The following is a 21,510-nucleotide window of genomic DNA, read 5'->3' on the forward strand; positions in this document are numbered from 1 at the left end:
AGTAATTTTGATTTTATAATTTGAAATGCTTGCTATTGCGTGCAAAACACCCTCATTCAACAAAAAATTATTGATTTAAAGGTATGTGTGCTTATTCCCACATACAATAACGAGCGCACCTTAAAACGTGTACTTGATGGTGTATTGGAAATTACCAATCAGGTTATTGTAGTCAACGATGGCGCAACTGATTCTACAGCACAAATACTCCAGCCCTATCAAAATATAACCCAAGTTCATTTTTCCGAAAATCAAGGGAAAGGGAAGGCTTTAAGGGAAGGCTTTAAAAAAGCTCAAAAACTTGGTTACGAATATGTCATCACAATAGATTCAGACGGTCAGCATTTTCCATCGGATATACCAAATTTTGTCAATGCTTTAGAAACTTCAGAAGACGAGGCACTTTTACTAATAGGTTCTCGTAATATGAAACAAGAAGGCGTGCCTAGCAAAAGCAGCTTTGGAAACAAATTTTCCAACTTTTGGTTTTGGTTTGAGACAGGTATCAAACTTGATGACACGCAATCGGGTTTTAGGTTGTATCCTCTTAAGGTTTTAAAAAATATAACTTTTTACACCTCAAAATTTGAATTTGAAATTGAAGTGATTGTAAAATCGGCTTGGCGTGGAGTTACTGTGAAAAACATCCCAATTCAAGTGCTGTACGACGAAAAAGAACGGGTATCGCATTTTAGACCATTTAAGGATTTTACACGTATCAGTATTTTAAATACCTGGTTGGTAATCGTTATGCTTTTTTATATCAAACCTCGAGATCTTTATAGAAAATTCAAACGCAAAGGAGTTAAACGCTTTTTCTTTGAAGATTTTTTGGGAAGTGGCGATTCGGCTAGAAAAAAAGCGCTCTCCATAGCATTGGGTGTTTTTATAGGTTTATCACCCTTTTGGGGATTTCACACGGTTATAGTCATTTTTTTGGCCATTTTCTTGAGATTGAATAAAGCCATTGCATTTGCCTTCTCCAATGTCAGTTTACCACCTTTTATTCCGTTTATTTTATATGCTAGTTTTGAGTTTGGTCAATATATTCTGAATGTTGATTATGGTTATTCAAAACAAGAACTTGTTGATAATTTTGATGTGCTTAATCATTTAAAAGCCTATATTATTGGAAGTTTCTCCTTGGCTGTGGTTTGTGCAACCGTTTTGGGGCTATGCGGTTATATATTTTTCTTAATTTTTGACAGAAAGCATGTTGTTTTAAAAAATGGGTGATTTTTTTTATCACATATACCAATCCATTCAATCCAAAAAGATTATTGGTATTGCTGTTTTTTTGACCATAATTTCCCTTTTGGGGTGGTTAGCCTCCCGAATAAGCTTTGAAGAAGACATTACCAAATTAATACCTACAACCAAAGAAAACTCGGATGCCCAACGTGTTTTAAAAACTGTCAATTTTGCTGATAAAATTATTGTAAACATCAAGCGTGAAGGTCAAGGTTCCGTTGATGATTTAACCGAATATGCTTCGCAGTTTATTGATAGCCTATCAAAGAATAGCAATAATTACTATACCAAAATTCAGGGTAAGGTTGAAGATGAAACCGTGTTGAACACGTTAGACTTTGTTTATAACAATTTACCCTTATTTCTGGAAGCTCAAGACTATGCTGAAATTGAAAACAAACTTCACAAAGACAGTATTGATAATATTACCAGAAACAATTATAAAACGCTTATTTCGCCATCGGGCTTTGTAACCAAGGAAACAATACTAAAAGATCCTTTGGGATTATCTGTTATGGCCTTAAAAAAGCTTCAGCAACTAACCTTTGGTAATTCGTTTTCCCTACATAATGGATTTTTATTAAGCCAAGACAAAAAGCATATTCTGTTATTTATCACACCAACCCATAAGTCTAGTGAAACTGCTGAAAACACGCTTTTTTCAGAACAACTTTACCTCTTACAAGATCAATTGAATTCTGAATTTAATGGTACTGTTTCCAGTGAATATTTTGGTGGTGCATTAATTGCTGTTGCCAATGCTAAACAGATTAAAGGTGATATCCAACTAACCGTTTCCATAGCCATGAGCATCCTCTTATTGATACTCATTGTTTTCTACAGAAAAATTACGTTGCCATTAATTTTGTTTATACCTACTGTTTTTGGTGGTTTATTGGCTGTAGCCCTATTATTTATTATTCGCACCAAAATCTCTGCAATTTCTCTTGGCATTGGTTCCGTTTTATTGGGAGTGACGTTGGATTATTCTCTACATGTACTAACTCACATCAGAAATAACAATGACACTAAAGCACTATACGAAGAAATCACCAAGCCCATATTAATGAGCAGTTTGACCACTGCCCTAGCTTTTTTATGTTTGTTATTCTTAAATTCTCAAGCCCTTCAGGATTTAGGCATTTTCGCTGCTATTAGCGTCCTGGGAGCATCATCGTTTGCGCTTGTTTTTATTCCACAAGTGTATAAATCTAATGGTAATCTTTCCAACAAAAAAACACTTATAGACAAAATAGCCCATATTGATTTACATAAAAAGCAATGGCTTATTATAACCGTGGTTATATTCTTCTGTATTAGTTTCTTTACCTACAATAAAGTTGGTTTTAACAATGATTTGTCGAAACTTAATTATGAGCCACCTGAAATGATGGAAGCTCAAAAAAGGTTGGATGCTTTAACCAATATCGCTTCTAAATCGGTTTATTTGGCAGCTTATTCTGAAAGTGAACAAGAGGCTATTCAGATTAATGATAGTATATACACCAAATTAACCGCCTTAAAGTCTCATCATGATATTGTTGACTTTAGCTCTATTGGTGCCATTATACAATCAGAAACAGAACAAGCCAAACATCTAAAGGTTTGGAATGATTTCTGGACCGACCAACGTAAAGAATCTCTACAAAAAAATCTCATTGAGAGTGGTCATATCTTGGGCTTCAAACCATCAACATTTCATACTTTTTATGAGCATTTGGATTCTGAATTCAGTCCGCTTTCTGTTTCCGATTTTTCGGCACTGGATGTGATTAATATTGATGATTACATTAATACTGAAAACAATTTTACCACTGTAACCTCCCTTGTCAAATTACAAAATGAAAAGACGGAGGACTTGGTCAATAGCTTTAAAGAAACCAATCAAACTTTGGTTATTGACCGTAAACAAATGAACGAAACCTTTTTGGGTAACCTGAAAAATGATTTTAATAGCTTGGTAGGCTATTCCTTAATTGTTGTTTTACTCATTCTATTCCTTTTTTATAGAAGCCTCTCACTTACTTTGGTAACTAGTATTCCCATTGCGCTAACTTGGTTGTTAACCATTGGTATTATGGGGCTTGTTGGAATTGAGTTTAATATTTTCAATATCATCATATCTACGTTTATTTTTGGTTTAGGAATAGATTATAGTATTTTCATTACCAATGGTTTGCTGAAAGCCTATCAAACCGGCGAACAGGTTATTGCAACCAATAAAACTTCCATAATTCTATCGGTAATTACAACCATTTTAGGTGTTGGTGTTTTGATTTTTGCTAAACATCCTGCATTATATACCATTTCGTTGGTATCTATAATTGGAATTCTTTCCGCTATGTTGATGGCTTTCACAATCCAACCATTATTGTTCAAATTATTTATTGGTAGTAAAAGTAAACGTCCAATATCCTTGCGCTTATTAATACATTCCTGTTTGTCATTTGGGTATTATGGTATTGGTGGTTTTGTGCTATCGATGTTGAGCCTTATTCTGATTCCATTAATTCCGATTAGCAAAAAAGTTAAAATGGCGTGGTTTCATAAAACCATTTCGGTATTCATGAAATCCGTTTTATATTCAAATCCTTTTGTTTCCAAAAAGATTATCAATACTCACAACGAGACATTTGAAAAGCAATGTATCATAATTGCTAACCACACATCATTTCTGGATATATTGGCGATGGGTATGTTGCATCCTAAAATCATATTTTTGGTAAACGATTGGGTTTATAAATCGCCCATTTTTGGCAAAGCGGTACAATTGGCAGGCTTTTATCCTGTTTCCAGTGGGATTGAAAATGGATTGGAGCATTTAAAGAAAAAAGTGGAACAAGGCTACTCGCTTATGGCTTTCCCCGAAGGAACTCGTTCCAATACCAATAAAATTAGGAGATTTCATAAAGGTGCTTTTTTCTTGGCCGAACAACTCAACCTAGATATCGTTCCGGTATTGATACATGGAAATTCTGAAGTGCTTCCTAAAGGTAGCTTTATAATTAAAGATGGCAGTATCACGCTTAAAATATTGGAAAGGATATCGACTTCCGATACTAGATATGGAACCACCTACAAAGAACGCACCAAGCAAATTAGTCAATATTTTAGATCAGAATTTAATTCCTTAAGAGAAAAGATAGAAAATGACACCTATTTTCATCCTATCGTTTTGGAGGATTTTAGATACAAAGGCGATCAGTTATATAAACATGTAAAACGCGACCTCAAAGAGCATGCTTCGGAATATAAATTCTTAATGGATACTATTGATGAGCAGGCAAATATCGTTCACCTCTCAAAAGATTGTGGCCAATTGGATTTTCTGTTATCTTTAGACAGCCCAGACCGAAAAATAACGACGTATATTGAAGATTCACTGGTTCGGGAAATTGTTGCCAATAGTTATATCAGTAATACACATTATAAAATAACGGTAGCCCAAACAAAAGCGGAATTATCATCAAATATTGGTGATACCTTAATTTTAAACACATCGGAAAACATTGAAAATTTATTCGATAGCTTGTTGACGGACACTTTTGAAAATATTATTTTGTTGCATGAAAGTCAGAGGTATTATTTGAATGTTTTAGAATCAAAATCATTCAATATTATTTCTAAAAACACTAATTATACTATTTTAAAAAATAAACACTAAATGAAAGCGCATTACGATGTTGTAATAATTGGAAGCGGATTGGGCGGATTGGTATCAGCCATTATTCTTGCCAAGGAAGGTTACAGTGTTTGTGTGCTTGAGAAAAATCAACAGTTTGGTGGTAATCTCCAGACCTTTGCAAGAGACAAAACCATATTTGACACAGGTGTTCACTATATTGGTGGTTTAAGCGAAGGTCAAAACCTGCATCAGTATTTTAAATATTTAGGTATCCTTGACGGGTTAAACCTAAAAAAGCTTGATGAAAACGGATTTGACATAATTACCTTTGAAGGTGACAACAAGGAATATAGACATGCACAGGGTTATGATAATTTTGAACGTGTTTTAATTGAAGAATTCCCTGATGAGGCTGAAGCTATTAAAACTTATTGCAAGAAATTAAGAGAGACTTGTAATAAATTCCCTCTTTACTCGCTTAAAAAAGGTAAGCCTTATTATGACGATACCGAAATTTTTCAATTACCCGCTAAAGGCTATATTGATTCACTAACTGATAATGTTAAACTCCGCGGTGTTCTGGCAGGCTCAAATTATTTGTATGCTGGTGATAGTGAACGAACTCCTTTTTATGTCCATGCTTTATCAGTTAACTCTTATATTGAAAGTGCTTACCGCTGTATTAATGGAGGTAGTCAAATTACCAAACAGCTCATTAAAAAACTCAAGGAGCATGGTGGTGAAACCTATAAACGCCACGAGGTTATTAAATTTGGATTTGATGAAGAAAGCAAAAAACTAACTTCTGCCATATGCACCAATGGAAAAGAAATTTTTGCTGATATGTTCATTTCCAATATTGAACCAAAATTAACCCTGAAATATGTTGGTGAAGATAAATTCAAAAAATCCTATACCAATCGAGTCAATCAAATTGAGAGTACTATTGCAGCCTTTAGTTTATATTTAGTTTTAAAGCCTAATTCTTTCAAATATCAAAATAGGAATTTTTATCATTTTAAGTATCCGGATCGTATTTGGGACGCACAAGATTATACTGAAGAATCTTGGCCAGAAGGTTATATGATGTCTATGGGTATTAAAAAAGATATGGATGAATATGGAGACAATATAACCGTTATGACCTATATGCGTTATGAAGAAATGACGCCTTGGATTGATACTTTTAATACAGCTGCCAATAAAAATGAGCGTGGTCAAACCTATGAAGATTTTAAAGCTGAAAAAGCCGAAAAGCTCATTGTAGAACTAGAGAAAAAGTTTCCAAATATTAGAGATTGTATCCAAGAGGTTTACACCTCAACGCCGCTTTCCTATAGAGATTATATTGCATCAAACAATGGATCGATGTATGGCTACGTGAAAGATGTCAATAGACCCATGCAATCGTTTATTTCACCTAAAACTAGAATACCTAATTTGATGTTTACTGGTCAAAGTATTAATATGCATGGTATTTTGGGTGTTACCATTAGTGCTATCATAACCTGTTCTGAAATTGTAGGAAAGGATTATTTATTGGATAAAATTTTAGAAGCCAATACCGAAGAAAAAATAATGTAATATGGCAGCTATTAAAACACAGCCCATAACTCGCATTGAGGAAATCTCTAAAGAAGATTTCATCAAGTATTATTACAAGCCTCAAATTCCAGTTTTAATTGAAGGCTTAACAAAAGATTGGCCTGCCTATAATAAATGGAACATAGAATATATTCAAAGCCTGGCTGGTGATCAAATTGTTCCGTTGTACAATAATGAACCAACAAAGGGAAAGCAAAAATCGGCGGAACCAACTACCGAAATGAAGCTCTTTGACTATTTAGAGCTCATTAAAACCAAACCAACCGATTTACGAATCTTCTTTTATGACCTTATGAAAAAGATGCCTGTATTGGCTGAAGATTTTGATTATCCAGATATAGGGCTCAAATTTTTTAAGCGATTACCCGTTATGTTCTTTGGAAGTAAAGGTTCCAAGGTATTGCCTCATTATGATATGGATTTGGCAGATTTAGTACATTTTCATTTTCATGGCAATAAAAAAGTGGTACTTTTTGCGCCTAGTCAAACGAAATATCTTTATAGAGTTCCCTATGCGGTACATAATGTAGAAGCTATTGATTTAGACAATCCTGATTTTGAAAAATATCCTGCATTAAAAAACCTTGAAGGCTTGGAAATTGAAATGAAACATGGCGATGCACTTTATATGCCGAGCGGTTATTGGCATTATATCACCTATTTAAACGGTGGTTTTTCCATGACGTTGCGTGCTTTTTCAAAAAAGCCACAAGTACTATTAAGAATGTTATACAATGTGTTTTTTATGAGGCATTTTGAGAATAAAATGCGAAAATGGAAAGGCCAAAAATGGATTGATTACAAAGACCAAAAGGCTGTTAGAAGAACCAACAAACTAGTTTCAAAATAATAGAATCATGTCTCTAAAAAAAAATGTTGTTGGTCTTTTTGTACTATGTATTCTTACTTCCTGTGGTGTTTCCAAATCATTGGAAGACGTTCCTGACGTTAGTCATTATAACCAAACCAAACCTGAAAGAATAGCGACTTCCGATTCCACCTATAAAACATCAAATGCCTTCATTACTGGAAATAAGTATGGCCAATGGGAATTGTTTGCTGCTGGAGATCCTTATCAAATTGGATTGCAATCAGGAGCCGTAAGTCAGGAACTTTTTGAAGAACAGGAACGCGCATTTTTGAGTAAGGTTGATGAAATTGTCCCCTCAAAGTTTAAACAATATTTACTCCGGAAAGTTGTGGCTTGGTATAATCGGAAAATGTACCAACATGTGCCGGAAGAATATAAAGCTGAAATTTTAGGCCTTTCTAAATATGCTGGTGATGACTATGACTATGTAGCCGATGATTATTTGAGAATGCTCTATTTACATAGCGCTCATGACATTGGTCATGCCTTACAGGATTTGGCATTGGTTGGCTGTTCTTCGTTTGCTGCTTGGGGAGAAAAAACAGAAGATGGGCATTTGATCATTGGACGGAATTTTGATTTTTATGCTGGCGATGCCTTTGCCAAAAACAAAATCATTGCTTTTATGCAGCCTACCAATGGTCATAAATTTATGTCCGTTACTTGGCCAGGAATGATTGGCGTTGTTTCAGGTATGAACGAAAAAGGATTGACAGTAACCATCAATGCTGGAAAATCGGATATTCCTTGGTCTGCAAAAACACCCATTTCCATCTTAACGCGTGAGATTCTGCAATATGCTGCAACAATTGATGAGGCTATTGAAATTGCCAAAAAGAGGCAGGTTTTTGTTTCCGAATCTATTTTCATTGGTAGTGCCGCAGATAATCGTGCTATAACTATTGAAGTGTCCCCTGAAAACTTTGGAATCTATCAAGTAGACAATTCCAATGAGTTGATTTGTTCCAATCATTTTCAAAGTGATGCCTATGCCAACGACAAAAATAACATCAAACATAAAGCTGAAAGCCATTCACAATATCGTTATGAGCGTATGGAGGAGCTAATAAATGACACTCCAAAGCTCACACCGAAAGTGGCCGTAGACATTTTAAGAAACACCAAAGGCTTGGATGACGAATCCATCGGTTATGGCAATGAAAAGGCATTGAATCAACTATTGGCACATCACGGTATAGTATTTAAACCCCATGAACGCCTGGTATGGGTTTCGGCAAATCCTTATCAATTAGGAGCCTTTGTGGCTTATGATCTCAATACAGTTTTTCAGGAAGCGCCAAAAAACAGTTCTGGAAAATCGCTTCACAATGAAGTCCTGACTATTGAAGCCGATCCATTTCTGTATACCCAAGCCTATAAAAACTATGAACGAAACCGAATTTTAAGTCGCGAGATTTCTAAAGCGATTAAAAATGAAGAAAACGTTACCCCTGAAACATTAAAAGAGTTTCAACAAACCAATCCTGACTATTGGGAGGTGTACTATATTATCGGTAAGTATAACTACGAGAAGAAGTACTACCGAGCCGCTTTAAATGCCTTTGAAATGGCAAAAACCAAAGAAATAACGACGATTCCAGATAGAGAACAAATTGATTTATATATTAAAAAAATTAAAAGACGATTGAACGAATGATTCCAGAAATAGAACTAGCGTCTAAAGAAACTATTAAAAGCTTTCAAGAAGATAAATTGCGTGATTTATTGGCTTATTTGAATAAAAATTCCGCGTATTATCAAGATGTTTTTAAAGCTCACAACATTGATGTTTCTAAAATTAAGAAACTGGAAGATTTAAGTCAGATTCCTGTTACAACAAAAGATGATTTACAACATCACAATGATGACTTTTTGTGTGTGCCCAAAGAAGATATCATTGATTATGTAACGACATCAGGAACATTAGGCGATCCTGTTATTTTTGCGCTTACTGATAACGATTTAAACCGTTTAGCCTACAACGAAGCCATTTCATTTGCCTGTTCCGGAGTTACCAAAACAGATGTCATGCAGTTAATGACTACTATTGACAGGCGCTTTATGGCCGGTCTTGCCTATTTTTTGGGTTCCAGAAAATTAGGCGCTGGTATCATTCGCGTGGGTGCTGGGATTCCTGAATTACAATGGGACTCTATTTTAAAATTTAAACCCACCTATTTAATAGCGGTACCGTCTTTCTTGCTGAAACTTATTGAATATGCCAAACAACATGATATTGATATCAATCAATCGGGTGTAAAAGGTGCCATTTGCATTGGTGAACCTTTGCGGAATCAAGACTTTACCTTAAATACATTGGCACAAAAAATTACGGATGACTGGAACATTGAGCTCTATTCAACCTATGCCTCAACTGAAATGAACACGGCCTTTAATGAGTGTGAAGCCCAACAAGGAGGCCACCATCATCCAGAACTTATTATAGCCGAAATTTTGGATGATGACAATAATCCCGTTGCCGATGGCGAAATTGGTGAATTGACCATCACCACCTTGGGTGTGGAAGGTATGCCGTTGTTACGTTTTAAAACAGGCGACATGGTAACAGCTCATACCGAAGCCTGCTCATGCGGCCGAAACACCATGCGCTTGGGTCCAGTGGTTGGTCGCAAAAAACAAATGATAAAGTATAAGGGCACAACCTTATACCCACCTGCCATGGATAATATTCTAAATGACTTTACTGAAGTTCAAGCCTATGTTATAGAAATATCTAAAAACGCTATTGGCACTGATGAAATTTGCATAAAAATAGCCTCAAAAAACCCAAATATTAAGTTGCTATCCAATATCAAGGACCACTTTCGGGCCAAGTTACGGGTTTCTCCTACCATTGAATTTCATGATAAGGAAACCATACAAAAATTACAATTTCCCGTTATGAGCCGAAAGCCAATTTTGTTGATTGATAAACGGAAACAGGATTAAAACCCTAAAAACTAATTCTAAATTAGAATATGTTGACATGAGAGACAAAAATAAGAATAGTTTTAGGCAAAATATTAGAGAGATTGATGAAGCTGTTTTAGATGCAATAAAGCTTATGTCTAAAGTTGATGATAAAGAGAGGCTCGATTCTCTTAAGTTAGGACTTTTATCTGACTTAATTGAAAAAACTATTTCACATTATTCAGTTGGAGATAGCAAAGAGATTGTTAGCCAAGCATTGTCTCAAACCATTGTTGCCTTTGTTCAAGGTTTTAAGTTTGATGATGGTTATGGAGATATGGATACTTTGATTTGGTTAGTTAGCTTGGCTATTTTATGTGATATTGACATTGAAAACTTTAAAAAAATTACTTCAATAATTCAAAGGGACAGTGTTAATGATAAACTATTGAATTTTCTTATTAAATCAAAAGACCCTGATTGGCTAGCTAACAGTAATAATTATATACAGGAACATCCTTATAAATCTATTGATAGTTTGTTAAATGAAACAAATGACAATGTAGCTGTTCAAAAAATAAAAGCATATTTAGATGTAGTGTGGTATAAAGGTCACGATGAATCCTATTGGCATGATAGCCATAAAGACTCTCTAAATTTATATTTTGGGTATTGGGCTTGGGAGGTTGCTGCTGTAGTTAAAATATTAGGTTTTAATGATGAAGAGCTCCAAGATCAAAAATACTATCCATATGATGCTGTACATTGGTAGAAAATAGTTTCATTATAAAAAATCCCCATCGAAAATTTATAGTTTCCCATAATTAACCGAAAACCATTGATTTTTGCTGTTATAGAGTTGTTAAATCCCTAAAATCTTACGAATAAATTTGTAATTTAAAGAAATTTTCAAATTATGAAATGGGGTCCATTTTGGTTTCTATGCTTGTTATTTGCAACATGCTTTAAAGTTCAAGCGCATCCTTCTTGGGGCATTGTTGTTGACGATAATGGCTGTATTTACTTTGCTGATGTCATGCACAATGGCGATGGTACGCTTTGGCGTTTAGATCCAAATTCTTTAGACCTTGAAGCTGTTTTTACCAACTTTCATGCGCATCAAATATATCTTAACAAAGACAATGAAATAATTGCTGGAATTGCCAAATGGCGAACTGGTGAAATTGAAGGCGAAGGCCATAATTATCTTTTCAAGTATGAGCAGAATGTCAAACAATTAGACACATTATTATTTACAGATGATTGGGATGAATATCATGGTCAAGTATTTGCTGTTTCTAATGACTTAAAACAGGTATATTTTGCATTTAACAAACAAATACATTTAAAAACTTTAAGTGGACAAACATCACCGTTGTTATCAAGAAAATTTGAACGAATTAGCACCTTAACCACCGATTCGGATGATAACCTTTGGATAACTGATTCAAAGTATAAAAATGGTGCCTTATTTAAATGGTCTGAAAAAGAAGGTTTAATTGAAATAGCCAACAATTTAATGCCTCAAAATCCCAAAAATCCTATTTTTAGCGAAACAAATCATCATTTATTTTATGGAATTTCTTTTGACAGTTCTGGCAATCCTCTGGTTACTGAAAATGCCAATCGAACCATTCTATCCATTAATAAAAATGATGAAGTGAAAACTGAATACACTTCCGAATTATATTGGAGCCCAACTGGTGTATACTATAAAGATGACCATTACTATATTATGGAAACAGGCTATAATAAAAAACACTTGGGTCCAAGAATTGTTATAGCTGATAAAAATTTTAAACCGTTACGGGTTTTGGAAATTGACTTTTCAAAAAACCAACTGAAAAACTAGATGGAAAAATCCAACGAAATAGCCAATAGGTTTAGAGAAGTCATTCTAAACGGAACTTGGATAGCCAATACCAATTTCCAAGATCAGCTTTCCAATGTCACTTGGCAACAAGCCCTAACAAAAGTAAGCTCATTAAATACCATAGCGCTTTTGGCTTTTCATATCAACTATTACATAGCTGGCGTTTTACATGTTTTTAAGGGTGGAAATCTTGAGATTCGAGATAAATACAGTTTTGATATGCCAGAGATCACTTCAGAAAAGGATTGGAATACTTTAAAGGAATCCCTGTTTCAAAATGCCGAAGCCTTTGCAAAATATGTTGAACAAATGAGTGATGAAAAACTAAACAGTGTATTTGTTGACCCTAAATATGGTACCTATCGCAGGAATATTGAAGCGCTTATTGAACATAGCTATTACCATTTGGGTCAAGTATCTTTAATCAAGAAAATGATTTTAGAAAAGACCAGCTAATACTACCTAATCACTTCTCTAACAATTCAAACTCAAAATTTACAGCGACTTCGTTAGATAGTTTATTACTGACAATTTTTGGGATATCTATTTTAAAATCGGATGCTAATACATTAAAGTTTCCCGTAAGTTTCAAGATATTGTCTAATTCCGTTAGGGTTACTTTAATATCCTTTAAATATTTAGAAACGCCGTGAAATGTTAAAGTTCCATCAATAGTATAAGTGCCTGATAATTTGTTACTCGAGAAGTTTTTGAATGTACCTTTAAATGTCGCTTTTGGATAGGTATTGGACTCGGCATAATTTTCATTAAAATGCTCTTCCATTAAAGCATTTTTTAACCGAAATCCTTTTACTAAAATCAACGCAGCAAACTCACCGTTTTCCGAGTTCAAGATGGCTGTTGTTGATGCATTGGTAGCTTTGACCTCCTCAAAAGAAGGGACGGAAGCTTCAAAAGTTACGCTTCCTGTTTTGGTCATATACTTGCTTTGAGCCTGTGTAAGTAATGCAAAACCCAAGAGCATAATACATACAATTTTTTTCATAGTTCTCTTTTTATTATTCTTCCTGAAGGCCTTCTGCTTCCCATAATATAACCGTATCGATTAAATTTTGGGGTAATCTGGGTCCTCCAAAAGGCATTAGAAATCCTAAATTATCGGATGATATTCTATCTATCAATCCTCTATTTTCAACAGCATCTCTGACGTTTTCGTAAGTAATGAGCGCCATTGGCGCGCCATTTTCTGGAGGGTTTGAATGACAACTAATGCAATTATTATCAATAATCGATTTTACATGGTCTACATATGTTACCGTATCATCAGGTAAAACTGTTTGCTCTATCAAGTCTTCCTCACTGACTGATGTACAGTTAAAAAGTGTCAAAACTCCTATTCCTATTGTGAAAATTATACTGTTTGGTTTCATACTATTTGATTAAAAAACACGACTTAAGTTAAATCCAAAATAAATATCACCTTCACTCCAATCACCAGTAGACTGACCAAGGAATGTACTAGTATTCATAGGCTGTGCATTGGTAAAATGCATTTGAAAAACGTGTCCACCCGTTTCCAAATCAATACCAATAGATAATGGATTTCTAAATGGTGAATTGGAAGCTCTATTTAAATGCCATCCATAATCAGCATTCAAAGACCAACGCTTACCTAACTTATAACGCCCACCAAAACCTAGTGCAAACTGCGAATTATCTTGATTGTTAATCATAACATAGTTATCGTGGAAAAACGTAGGTGCGATTTCTAAAGACAACTTTTCACTCATTTTTCTTGAAACCAATATTTGAGCAGTATATCCCAAACGATGTTTGAATTCCAATTTTGGTAAATTGTTTTTATCCAAAGCCGTGTTAATCAGAATAGAATTAAAGCCAACTACAGTAAACGGAAAGCCATTATTTTCTTGCCTTAAAATGCGATACTTGAGAGAGCCTTCATAAATCTTTTGATAGGAACTTCTAGAAATGCCTATGTTAAAGCCATCTGATATTCCATATATAAAATTTAGTCGCGTAACGGCATCATCTAAACCAAAAAACGTGTCAAACCCATTTTCAATACTTCCGAATCTATGAGCTACTACCAGCGTAAACTCCTTTTTGGCTACCAATTTGGTTGACTCAAAATTGACGATTTTTAATCCTTTGAAAGCTGCTGTTGTATAGGAGCTAACCACCGAATCAGAATCTATTTCATCAAGCAAATCTTCTTGAGCCCAGGAAACACTTATGGAAAAAACACATATTAGGAACCATAACGTTTTCATAACCTGATTGAAAATGAAATTTGACACGCAATTCATCACTATTGAATGATTAATCTTTTTGTAATGGTATTTTCTTCAAATTCCAAACGGATTAAATACATACCGGATCCTATTCCAGAAACATCAATATCTAATTCTTGATTTGAATTTGCGAGAGCTCTATTAAAAACCAATTTGCCTGTTAAATCAACTATCTTCAATTGGCCATTAGTAAACCCGTTTGGCAAACCAATCGTTAAATTGGTATTTACTGGATTCGGAGTTAACCTAACAGATGCACTGTTAAATTCATCAACACTTAAACCTTGCTGCACGGTAATAACACCAGACATGCTTCCTGCACCATGTACTCCGCAAAAATATGGATTGGTACCTTCAACCGTAAATGTATATGAATACGTCATCCCGTTTCCAGTAATCACACCACTATTAAAAGTTTCAGTACTTCCATTTTGATTTTGAACCGTGTGTGGTACATCATCCGTCCATGTCCATCTCACAGTATCGCCAACATCAATAGTCAAATCAGCTTCTGGACTGGTAAAGTTTCGCTCCCAAATAAGATCGTGGGTTGTTTGAGCTTGCATTCCAATTGTTAATACAATGGCAAGCATAAGTAATCTTGTCTTCATAATTTTTGGTTTTAATTAATTAATAATATGGCATTGGTCTAGTTTAACTTCTTTGAGTAAATCATCATAGCCCAAAAACCGTCCTTTTATTGATATGTTTTTTGCGTTTTGTAGTTTGGTATCTATTTTATCTGGAAATTGGCAAAACACCGAATTATCCAGTACAATCGCATGACTCTCTATTTGAGTAGCGGTGCCAGAAACTGTAATTGTCTTATCCAAATACTTAGATTCGGAATCTTCTGAATTAACTTGAAATTCCTCTAAAATTTTTTTGGAAGAAACTGAAAAAACAGATGCTTCAGACTGAATATCTCTATGATCTTGATACACATAATTATATCCTAGAACTCCAATAAGAATGAGTAATAATATGAAAATGCTCCACTTACGCATGAGTAATGTTTTTAAAAACTGCCCCAACTATGTTCCAAATTGGAGCAGTCAGCTATTAATCAATAATTTGGGGGCAAATAAAGTAGGCTGTATTATTTGTTTTTTTAATTACGTTCAAAAGTCAAGGTGTCAGTACCACCATTTCCGCCGCTAATATCACGTAATTGTATTCTATTATCCGTGTGAGAAACGATGTCCCAATCGTCGTTAAGGTCTTCAAAATCATTAGTGTCAGGAACATTGAACATGATATTAAAATCAATATCATCGTTGCTATCATCATTACTATTACTGTCCGTTACAGACCAGTTCCCAGATTCTGAATTGTTACCATTACTTGCTGAAAGAGCTCCGTTTGTACCAAACGTAAAATTGTAACCAGTAAAGTTGTTGGTTTCATCTTGTCCAGAATCAATGAAGCTTGTTATTCGCCAAGTTCCAGATTGAGCTTGAGTAACCACTTGTTGAATTACAACATTATTATTTGGAATAATATTACCGCCATCATCATCTGATGAACACGATGTTAATATTATTGATAAACCAAATATCAACATCACTCCGTTTAAAACTGCTTTTTTCATAATTTTTGCTTTTTAATTGATAATTATTCTAAGTTAATTGCAAGTGCTTTCATATCGCAATCTATCGTCATCTCCTACACGAAGATCTACTTTAGTTTCACCACTTGAGTCTTGTATTTCATGAAGTCCCCAATTATTATTACATAATGGTAATGTAGGTATATCTATAATAACCGTTATCTCATTTCCTGAACCTTCTGTTGACCAGGTTCCATAATAGTTGTTAGAATTATATACAGAAGTTATGGTTCCATCACTCAAAAAGTTAAAAACATAACCGTTGTAGGTATCATCAAAATCGTCACCATTTCGTTCTAGTTTATCTACAATCCAATTACTACAATTGATTAAAATATCTTCTAATTGATTCGTGGTACACCCGTTACAATCATCATCATTATAATCATAGTCATCATCTTCATCACAACTATCTGAAAAGGTATTAATTGTTGACTCCAGCTCCATTAAATTATTAACGGTTATTTGAGTCCCATCAAAAAGAACCATTGAAATTGGAAATGCAATTGCCACAATATCATTGCTGTCAATATTTTCAATAAACTCATACAGCTCGTAGTCATTTTGAAGGGATACAGTATTGATTAGCTCATTATTGGTATTAAAAACCGACGCTCCAATTGGGTATATAAAATCAAGACATTCAATATCATCATCAATAATATTCTCGCCATTACAATTAGAAGCGTAATTTGATAATTCCGAATAATCATTAATAATGACTTCCGTAAAATCTGTTAGAGTAATGGTTATCGGATAAGAAAAGAAAATGGTATCCACATCCGTATCCGATTCCTCAAAAATGATTTCAACAATATTCAGGTCGCTGTCATTGTTTATGACCAATTCCTGACCATTTACCGTAACTGTTACTGGCAATTGAATATTGAAACAATTGGCATAATCTAAAATATTGTCGTTAGACCCATCATTTAAAGCCGTAAATTTCATCAGGTTGGCCACATTTGAATTGGGTACCAAAGTGTTTTCTGGTGGAGATTCTATGCGCTCCAATTCTTCTTTTCTACAGCTGGTCAATAAAACCAAAGCTGACAAGACGAACATTAAATAAGATTTTAAAGGCTTCATATTCTTGATTTGTTATTTGTTAATAAAACAACTCTATATTTAAAACTCCTGAAAAAAATTTAAAAAAAATCAAAATCTGCGTTTAGTTCTTTTAAATCAGTCATTGTTTTTAATAAACTATTATAACGAGAGTAGGTTATCTGATATCGGTATTTATTAACTTTTTGATTGGGATTATAATTTATCAATGTTTGTAAATGCTCCAATTTTTCTTTGTAGAAAGCTATTTCTCTTGCTTTAACGATAGCTGTAAAATATAGAAAGGATTTAGTATTTGATTTTCGAGTTTGCAATGCTTATATATAAATTAATAGTTTAGTAGAAATGGTTCTTTTGTCCTAAAGAATTTACTAATACAACAATAACTATCTAAAATCTCCTGAAAAAAAATAAAAAAATCTATACATTAGGAGCGATTAAAACATTGTATGCCGAAAGAACTTCACGAAAATATATGTAGCGACACGGTTTTTGAACAGATTTATAATAAATATTCCAAAGACTTAAATGACTTTTTGTTCTACAAGTATGGTGCCGCCTTAAATCCGGCAGACAAAGCTCAAGATGCCTTTATAAAACTTTGGGACAATTGTAAAAAGGTAAGCTTTAGCAAAGCTAAATCATTCTTATTTACGGTAGCCAATAATTTAATGCTGAATGAAGCAAAGCATCAAAAAGTCGTTTTAAAATACCAAAAAATACTACCCAATAATACTACCCATGAAACACCTGAATTTTTATTGGAAAAAGAGCAATATTTAGAACGCTATAAAGCGGTACTGGAAAGTTTAAAAGAAGAGCAACGAATCGCTTTTTTATTGAATAAAGTTGAAGGGAAAAAACATAGTGAGATTGCCGATATGTTGGGAGTAACTCAAAAAGTGGTTGAATATAGAATTTACAGTGCTTTTAAAATTTTAAAAACCGAATTGGAAAATTTTTCAATAAAATAATCAGGAGAAATGTGGATTAAGTTGTTTAATAGTAAATGCGGATCATTTTATGGAAAATGAACAGTTAATAAAAAAATGGCTGAATAATGAATTAACCACTGAAGAAGAAGCAATCTTCAAGGGCTCTGCTGACTATTCTAAAAATCAAGCTATTATTGATGATGCACAAGCATTCAAAGCTTCAAACTTTTATCAATTAGAAGATTTTGCCAGTTTCAAAAAGCATTATAATGAGAACCAAAAAAAGAGCAAGCAATTAAATTGGAAATTACCTTTTTTAAGAATTGCGAGTGTTATTGTTATAGCATTATGTGTCTATTCTGTTTTTTATTTTAACAATACAACCCAAATAAAAACCCTAGCTGCTGAAAAGACGACTTTTGAACTTCCCGACGCCTCAAGCGTTACCTTAAACAGTGTTTCAGAAGTTTCCTTTATTAAACGTAACTGGGATTCCAATAGGTCATTGCATTTAAAAGGTGAAGCTTTCTTTAAAGTCTCTAAAGGGAAAACTTTTGATGTTATTACATCAGCAGGTACAGTTACAGTTGTTGGCACACAGTTTAATGTCAAACAGCGTCAAAATTTCTTTTATGTTGAATGTTATGAAGGTATTGTAAGTGTGACCTCTGACACGATTACCAGAAAGCTTCACGCTGGAGATTCATTTAAAATTTACAACGGTTCATTTTCTGAAGATCATTCCGATTTCATGGAGCCAAGGTGGATTGACAACTCCAGTACATTTCATGCCATTGCCTTAAAAGATGTACTCTCTGAATTGGAAAGACAATATAATTTAGAAATTACCCATCAAAACGTTGATATAGAAAAATTATTTACTGGTACCTTTACTCATAATAATTTAGAGCAAGCCCTTATTTCCATCACACAACCCATGAATTTAAACTATGAAGTAAATTCTTCCAATCGTGTTGTACTGTATGAAAATAAGGATTAAACTTTTTTTTATTGGTACCATAGTCTGCTTGCTACAGTCCTTTCAGGGTTTCGCACAAAATGAAACAGACACCATGTTATTGCACGATGTCCTTGAGGCAGCAGAAAAAAAATATGGAGTCCAGTTTAATTATGCCGAGGATGTAATAGCAGGCATTCATATTTCGCCACCTGCCGATGATTTATCTATTGAAGATTTAATCATTTTTTTAGAAACACAATCGAAACTAATCTTTTCAAGATTGAATGATTCTATTATATTGATAAAGCATCATCCTAAAAATCTACTTTGCGGCTATATCAAAAGTTCTATTGATAATTTGCCCATTCCATTAGCCACCCTTCAAAAAGGAACAAAAGGTATTGTAGCCGACAACAATGGCTATTTTGAAATTTCAGATTATAAACCAGATGATTCCTATGAAATTCGAGCTCTAGGCCATAAAAGCATGATCTTGAATTTACAGGATTATGATTTAAACAGTTGCTTTACCTTACTTCTAGAACCTGACATTCAAGCGTTATCTGAAATTTTCATTTCAAACTATATCACTAAAGGAATTAGCAAACTCAATAATGGGTCCTTTAATATTAATATTGAGGAGTTTGAAATTTTACCTGGTTTGATTGATGCCGATGTTCTAAATTCGGTTCAAGCATTTCCAGGCATCCTAAGTGTATCTGAAACAGTTTCTAACATTAACATCCGTGGCGGATCGCATGATCAAAATCTTATTTTATGGGACAATATCAAAATGTACCAGTCAGGTCATTTTTTTGGACTCATTTCCATGTATAATCCTCAAATAACACAAAACGTTTCATTATTTAAAAACGGAACCGATGTTGCTTTTTCTGATGGTGTTTCTGGAACCATCGCTATGTACACTGAAAAAAAATTGAATAAAACATTTAACGGCAGTATTGGTATCAATTTAATTGATGCCAATGGATTTGCCGATCTCCCTTTAGGCAAAAAATCGTCCTTGCAAATAGCCGCCAGAAAATCCATAAGTGATTTTACAAAAACCCCTGCTTACGATCAGTTTTTTAAACGTATTTCTCAAAATAATGAATTACAAAATGACATAAACTCTGATCAGGAATTTGATTTTTATGATGCATCCCTGCGATGGATTTATAAAATTAACGACAAAAATGAATTAAGGCTTAACTTTATCAATGTTTCCAATAATTTAGTATTCAACGAAAATGAAATTGTCAATACCGTCGAAACCTCACGGGAGAGCAGTGTTTCTCAAAGTAGTATAGCAGGTGGGTTACAATATTTACGAAAATGGAATTCTAAATTCAATACGACACTTGAAGTTTATGAAACAGATTATAAACTAGAATCCATTAACGCCAACATTACAGAATCACAACGCTTTTTACAAAAAAATCAGGTTTCTGAAACTAGTGTCAAATTAATAGCTGAGCAAAAACTTAACGAGAAATCTCATGCAACCTTTGGTTACCATTTTACCGAAACCGAAGTCACCAATTTAGATGATGTTGATGTTCCAAGATATAAATTACTAGTTTCTGAAGTATTGAGGGAGCATAGTGCGTTTGCCAAACTTAATTGGAAAACCTTAAATAAAAAAACACATGTGGATTTAGGGTTTCGGTATGCCTATTTAGATGAGTTTCAGAAACATATTCTGGAACCCAGGTTGAGTGTGACTCATAAGCTTTCAAATAGTTTGTCCATTGAAGCACTTGGCGAATTCAAGCACCAAAACACCTCCCAAATAATTAACTTTCAAAACGATTTTTTAGGGGTTGAAAAAAGACGTTGGCAATTAACAGATAATGACTCCATTCCAATAATAAAAAGCAAACAGTTATCACTAGGAATAAACTTTGATAATAATGACTTTTTGTTAAGTGTTGAGGGATACTATAAAAAAGTCAATGGTATAACCTCTCAAAGCCAAGGTTTTCAAAATGATTTTGAGTTTGCCAAAACATCAGGTAATTATGAAGTTTATGGCATTGACTTTTTGACAAGAAAGCGTTTTGATGCATTCAATTTATGGTTAAGTTACTCCTATATGGATAACAAATACCATTTTAAAGAGCTTTATGAAGATGGGTTTCCAAGTAATTTTGATATTACACATGCCATAACATTTGGGTCTTCCTATACAATAAATAAATTTAAATTGGCAGCAGGTTTGAATTGGCGAACCGGAAAGCCATTAACAGAACCCATTGATGGTAATGATGTTGTCAATAATACAATAAACTATGCCGCTCCTAATTCTTCATCATTGGAATCCTATTTTCGAGTAGATTTATCGGCACTTTACTATCTCGATATTGGGAAAAAATTAAAAGGCCAATTTGGAGCTTCAGTTTGGAATGTATTCGGAAAGGACAATGTCATCAATAGATACTACCGATTAAGCAACGTAAACCTTGTTGAGATAAACGAACTGTCTTTAGGTTTTGTTCCGAATGTATCCGCTAGAATTCTATTTTAAAC

At 34.0% G+C, this 21,510-nt stretch carries 19 protein-coding genes; 12 read left to right on the forward strand and 7 right to left on the reverse strand.

Translation table 11 applies throughout. From position 1 onward, the window contains the following. The first annotated feature begins 39 nt into the window (after window positions 1–39). From C1T31_RS00495 to C1T31_RS00535, 9 genes are all read left to right on the forward strand, one after another. Complete coding sequence (locus C1T31_RS00495) at window positions 40–1,236, forward strand: DUF2062 domain-containing protein (RefSeq protein WP_103050511.1); 1,197 nt, start codon at window positions 40–42, stop codon at window positions 1,234–1,236. After that, window positions 1,229–4,915 carry a 1-acyl-sn-glycerol-3-phosphate acyltransferase gene (locus C1T31_RS00500; protein WP_103050512.1) on the forward strand — a complete coding sequence of 1,229 codons (3,687 nt, stop codon included), beginning with the start codon at window positions 1,229–1,231 and terminating at the stop codon, window positions 4,913–4,915. Before C1T31_RS00495 ends, C1T31_RS00500 begins: the two co-directional genes overlap by 8 nt. After that, window positions 4,916–6,460 carry a phytoene desaturase family protein gene (locus tag C1T31_RS00505; protein ID WP_103050513.1) on the forward strand — a complete coding sequence of 515 codons (1,545 nt, stop codon included), beginning with the start codon at window positions 4,916–4,918 and terminating at the stop codon, window positions 6,458–6,460. Window position 6,461: 1 nt separating this feature from the next. Then, a complete protein-coding gene (locus C1T31_RS00510) occupies window positions 6,462–7,331 on the forward strand; it encodes a cupin-like domain-containing protein (RefSeq protein WP_103050514.1) in 870 nt (289 codons plus the stop codon). Window positions 7,332–7,338: 7 nt separating this feature from the next. Continuing rightward, window positions 7,339–9,009, forward strand: a complete 1,671-nt coding sequence (locus tag C1T31_RS00515; RefSeq protein ID WP_103050515.1) for a C45 family autoproteolytic acyltransferase/hydolase — start codon at window positions 7,339–7,341, stop codon at window positions 9,007–9,009. Continuing rightward, window positions 9,006–10,301, forward strand: coding sequence for a phenylacetate--CoA ligase family protein (locus C1T31_RS00520; RefSeq protein WP_103050516.1), 1,296 nt, complete (start codon window positions 9,006–9,008; stop codon window positions 10,299–10,301). Before C1T31_RS00515 ends, C1T31_RS00520 begins: the two co-directional genes overlap by 4 nt. Window positions 10,302–10,338: 37 nt before the next feature. Next, the gene (locus C1T31_RS00525) at window positions 10,339–11,034 is read left to right on the forward strand and encodes a PoNe immunity protein domain-containing protein (RefSeq protein ID WP_123912608.1); all 696 of its coding nucleotides are present in this window, start codon (window positions 10,339–10,341) and stop codon (window positions 11,032–11,034) included. A 144-nt stretch (window positions 11,035–11,178) separates the two neighbouring features. After that, window positions 11,179–12,114, forward strand: a complete 936-nt coding sequence (locus C1T31_RS00530; protein ID WP_103050518.1) for an NHL repeat-containing protein — start codon at window positions 11,179–11,181, stop codon at window positions 12,112–12,114. After that, entirely contained in the window at window positions 12,115–12,591 is a 477-nt protein-coding gene (locus C1T31_RS00535) for a DinB family protein (protein WP_103050519.1), read from the forward strand. It abuts the gene before it with no gap. A 10-nt stretch (window positions 12,592–12,601) separates the two neighbouring features. Here C1T31_RS00535 and C1T31_RS00540 read toward each other — a convergent pair whose 3' ends face one another. From C1T31_RS00540 to C1T31_RS00570, 7 genes are all read right to left on the reverse strand, one after another. Further along, window positions 12,602–13,141 carry a YceI family protein gene (locus C1T31_RS00540; protein WP_103050520.1) on the reverse strand — a complete coding sequence of 180 codons (540 nt, stop codon included), beginning with the start codon at window positions 13,139–13,141 and terminating at the stop codon, window positions 12,602–12,604. Window positions 13,142–13,154: 13 nt separating this feature from the next. After that, on the reverse strand, window positions 13,155–13,526 hold the full coding sequence (locus C1T31_RS00545; RefSeq protein ID WP_103050521.1) for a hypothetical protein: 372 nt from the start codon (window positions 13,524–13,526) through the stop codon (window positions 13,155–13,157). Window positions 13,527–13,535: 9 nt separating this feature from the next. Next, complete coding sequence (locus C1T31_RS00550; protein ID WP_103050522.1) at window positions 13,536–14,387, reverse strand: DUF5777 family beta-barrel protein; 852 nt, start codon at window positions 14,385–14,387, stop codon at window positions 13,536–13,538. A 38-nt stretch (window positions 14,388–14,425) separates the two neighbouring features. After that, window positions 14,426–15,019 carry a T9SS type A sorting domain-containing protein gene (locus C1T31_RS00555; RefSeq protein WP_103050523.1) on the reverse strand — a complete coding sequence of 198 codons (594 nt, stop codon included), beginning with the start codon at window positions 15,017–15,019 and terminating at the stop codon, window positions 14,426–14,428. Window positions 15,020–15,034: 15 nt separating this feature from the next. Beyond that, window positions 15,035–15,415: an OB-fold protein gene (locus tag C1T31_RS00560; RefSeq protein WP_103050524.1), complete on the reverse strand. Its 381-nt coding sequence runs from the start codon at window positions 15,413–15,415 to the stop codon at window positions 15,035–15,037. 104 nt (window positions 15,416–15,519) lie between these two features. After that, a complete protein-coding gene (locus C1T31_RS00565; protein ID WP_243398864.1) occupies window positions 15,520–15,999 on the reverse strand; it encodes a hypothetical protein in 480 nt (159 codons plus the stop codon). 33 nt (window positions 16,000–16,032) lie between these two features. Continuing rightward, window positions 16,033–17,082, reverse strand: coding sequence for a hypothetical protein (locus C1T31_RS00570; protein ID WP_243398865.1), 1,050 nt, complete (start codon window positions 17,080–17,082; stop codon window positions 16,033–16,035). A gap of 452 nt (window positions 17,083–17,534) precedes the next feature. Here C1T31_RS00570 and C1T31_RS00580 point away from each other — a divergent pair, with 452 nt between their 5' ends. Genes C1T31_RS00580 through C1T31_RS00590 form a run of 3 tightly spaced genes read left to right on the forward strand, consistent with a single transcriptional unit; the run spans window position 17,535 to window position 21,508 of the window. After that, window positions 17,535–18,059, forward strand: coding sequence for an RNA polymerase sigma factor (locus tag C1T31_RS00580; RefSeq protein WP_103050527.1), 525 nt, complete (start codon window positions 17,535–17,537; stop codon window positions 18,057–18,059). 49 nt (window positions 18,060–18,108) lie between these two features. After that, window positions 18,109–19,020, forward strand: coding sequence for a FecR family protein (locus tag C1T31_RS00585; protein ID WP_103050528.1), 912 nt, complete (start codon window positions 18,109–18,111; stop codon window positions 19,018–19,020). Further along, window positions 19,004–21,508 (forward strand): TonB-dependent receptor, encoded by a 2,505-nt coding sequence (locus C1T31_RS00590; RefSeq protein ID WP_243398866.1) that lies wholly within the window; start codon window positions 19,004–19,006, stop codon window positions 21,506–21,508. Before C1T31_RS00585 ends, C1T31_RS00590 begins: the two co-directional genes overlap by 17 nt. Window positions 21,509–21,510 lie beyond the last annotated feature (2 nt).

It is taken from the genome of Hanstruepera neustonica (assembly GCF_002895005.1).
GTDB classification, from domain to species: Bacteria; Bacteroidota; Bacteroidia; order Flavobacteriales; family Flavobacteriaceae; genus Hanstruepera; species Hanstruepera neustonica.

Coding starts and splice junctions, on each gene's coding strand:
- C1T31_RS00555 (WP_103050523.1), bottom strand. CDS start 15,019: ATGAAGACAAGATTACTTATGCTTGCCATTGTATTAACAATTGGAATG.
- C1T31_RS00570 (WP_243398865.1), bottom strand. CDS start 17,082: ATGTTCGTCTTGTCAGCTTTGGTTTTATTGACCAGCTGTAGAAAAGAA.
- C1T31_RS00535 (WP_103050519.1), top strand. CDS start 12,115: ATGGAAAAATCCAACGAAATAGCCAATAGGTTTAGAGAAGTCATTCTA.
- C1T31_RS00550 (WP_103050522.1), bottom strand. CDS start 14,387: ATGAAAACGTTATGGTTCCTAATATGTGTTTTTTCCATAAGTGTTTCC.
- C1T31_RS00560 (WP_103050524.1), bottom strand. CDS start 15,415: ATGCGTAAGTGGAGCATTTTCATATTATTACTCATTCTTATTGGAGTT.
- C1T31_RS00505 (WP_103050513.1), top strand. CDS start 4,916: ATGAAAGCGCATTACGATGTTGTAATAATTGGAAGCGGATTGGGCGGA.
- C1T31_RS00520 (WP_103050516.1), top strand. CDS start 9,006: ATGATTCCAGAAATAGAACTAGCGTCTAAAGAAACTATTAAAAGCTTT.
- C1T31_RS00515 (WP_103050515.1), top strand. CDS start 7,339: ATGTCTCTAAAAAAAAATGTTGTTGGTCTTTTTGTACTATGTATTCTT.
- C1T31_RS00540 (WP_103050520.1), bottom strand. CDS start 13,141: ATGAAAAAAATTGTATGTATTATGCTCTTGGGTTTTGCATTACTTACA.
- C1T31_RS00565 (WP_243398864.1), bottom strand. CDS start 15,999: ATGAAAAAAGCAGTTTTAAACGGAGTGATGTTGATATTTGGTTTATCA.
- C1T31_RS00500 (WP_103050512.1), top strand. CDS start 1,229: ATGGGTGATTTTTTTTATCACATATACCAATCCATTCAATCCAAAAAG.
- C1T31_RS00510 (WP_103050514.1), top strand. CDS start 6,462: ATGGCAGCTATTAAAACACAGCCCATAACTCGCATTGAGGAAATCTCT.
- C1T31_RS00525 (WP_123912608.1), top strand. CDS start 10,339: ATGAGAGACAAAAATAAGAATAGTTTTAGGCAAAATATTAGAGAGATT.
- C1T31_RS00590 (WP_243398866.1), top strand. CDS start 19,004: ATGAAAATAAGGATTAAACTTTTTTTTATTGGTACCATAGTCTGCTTG.
- C1T31_RS00545 (WP_103050521.1), bottom strand. CDS start 13,526: ATGAAACCAAACAGTATAATTTTCACAATAGGAATAGGAGTTTTGACA.
- C1T31_RS00580 (WP_103050527.1), top strand. CDS start 17,535: ATGCCGAAAGAACTTCACGAAAATATATGTAGCGACACGGTTTTTGAA.
- C1T31_RS00530 (WP_103050518.1), top strand. CDS start 11,179: ATGAAATGGGGTCCATTTTGGTTTCTATGCTTGTTATTTGCAACATGC.
- C1T31_RS00585 (WP_103050528.1), top strand. CDS start 18,109: ATGGAAAATGAACAGTTAATAAAAAAATGGCTGAATAATGAATTAACC.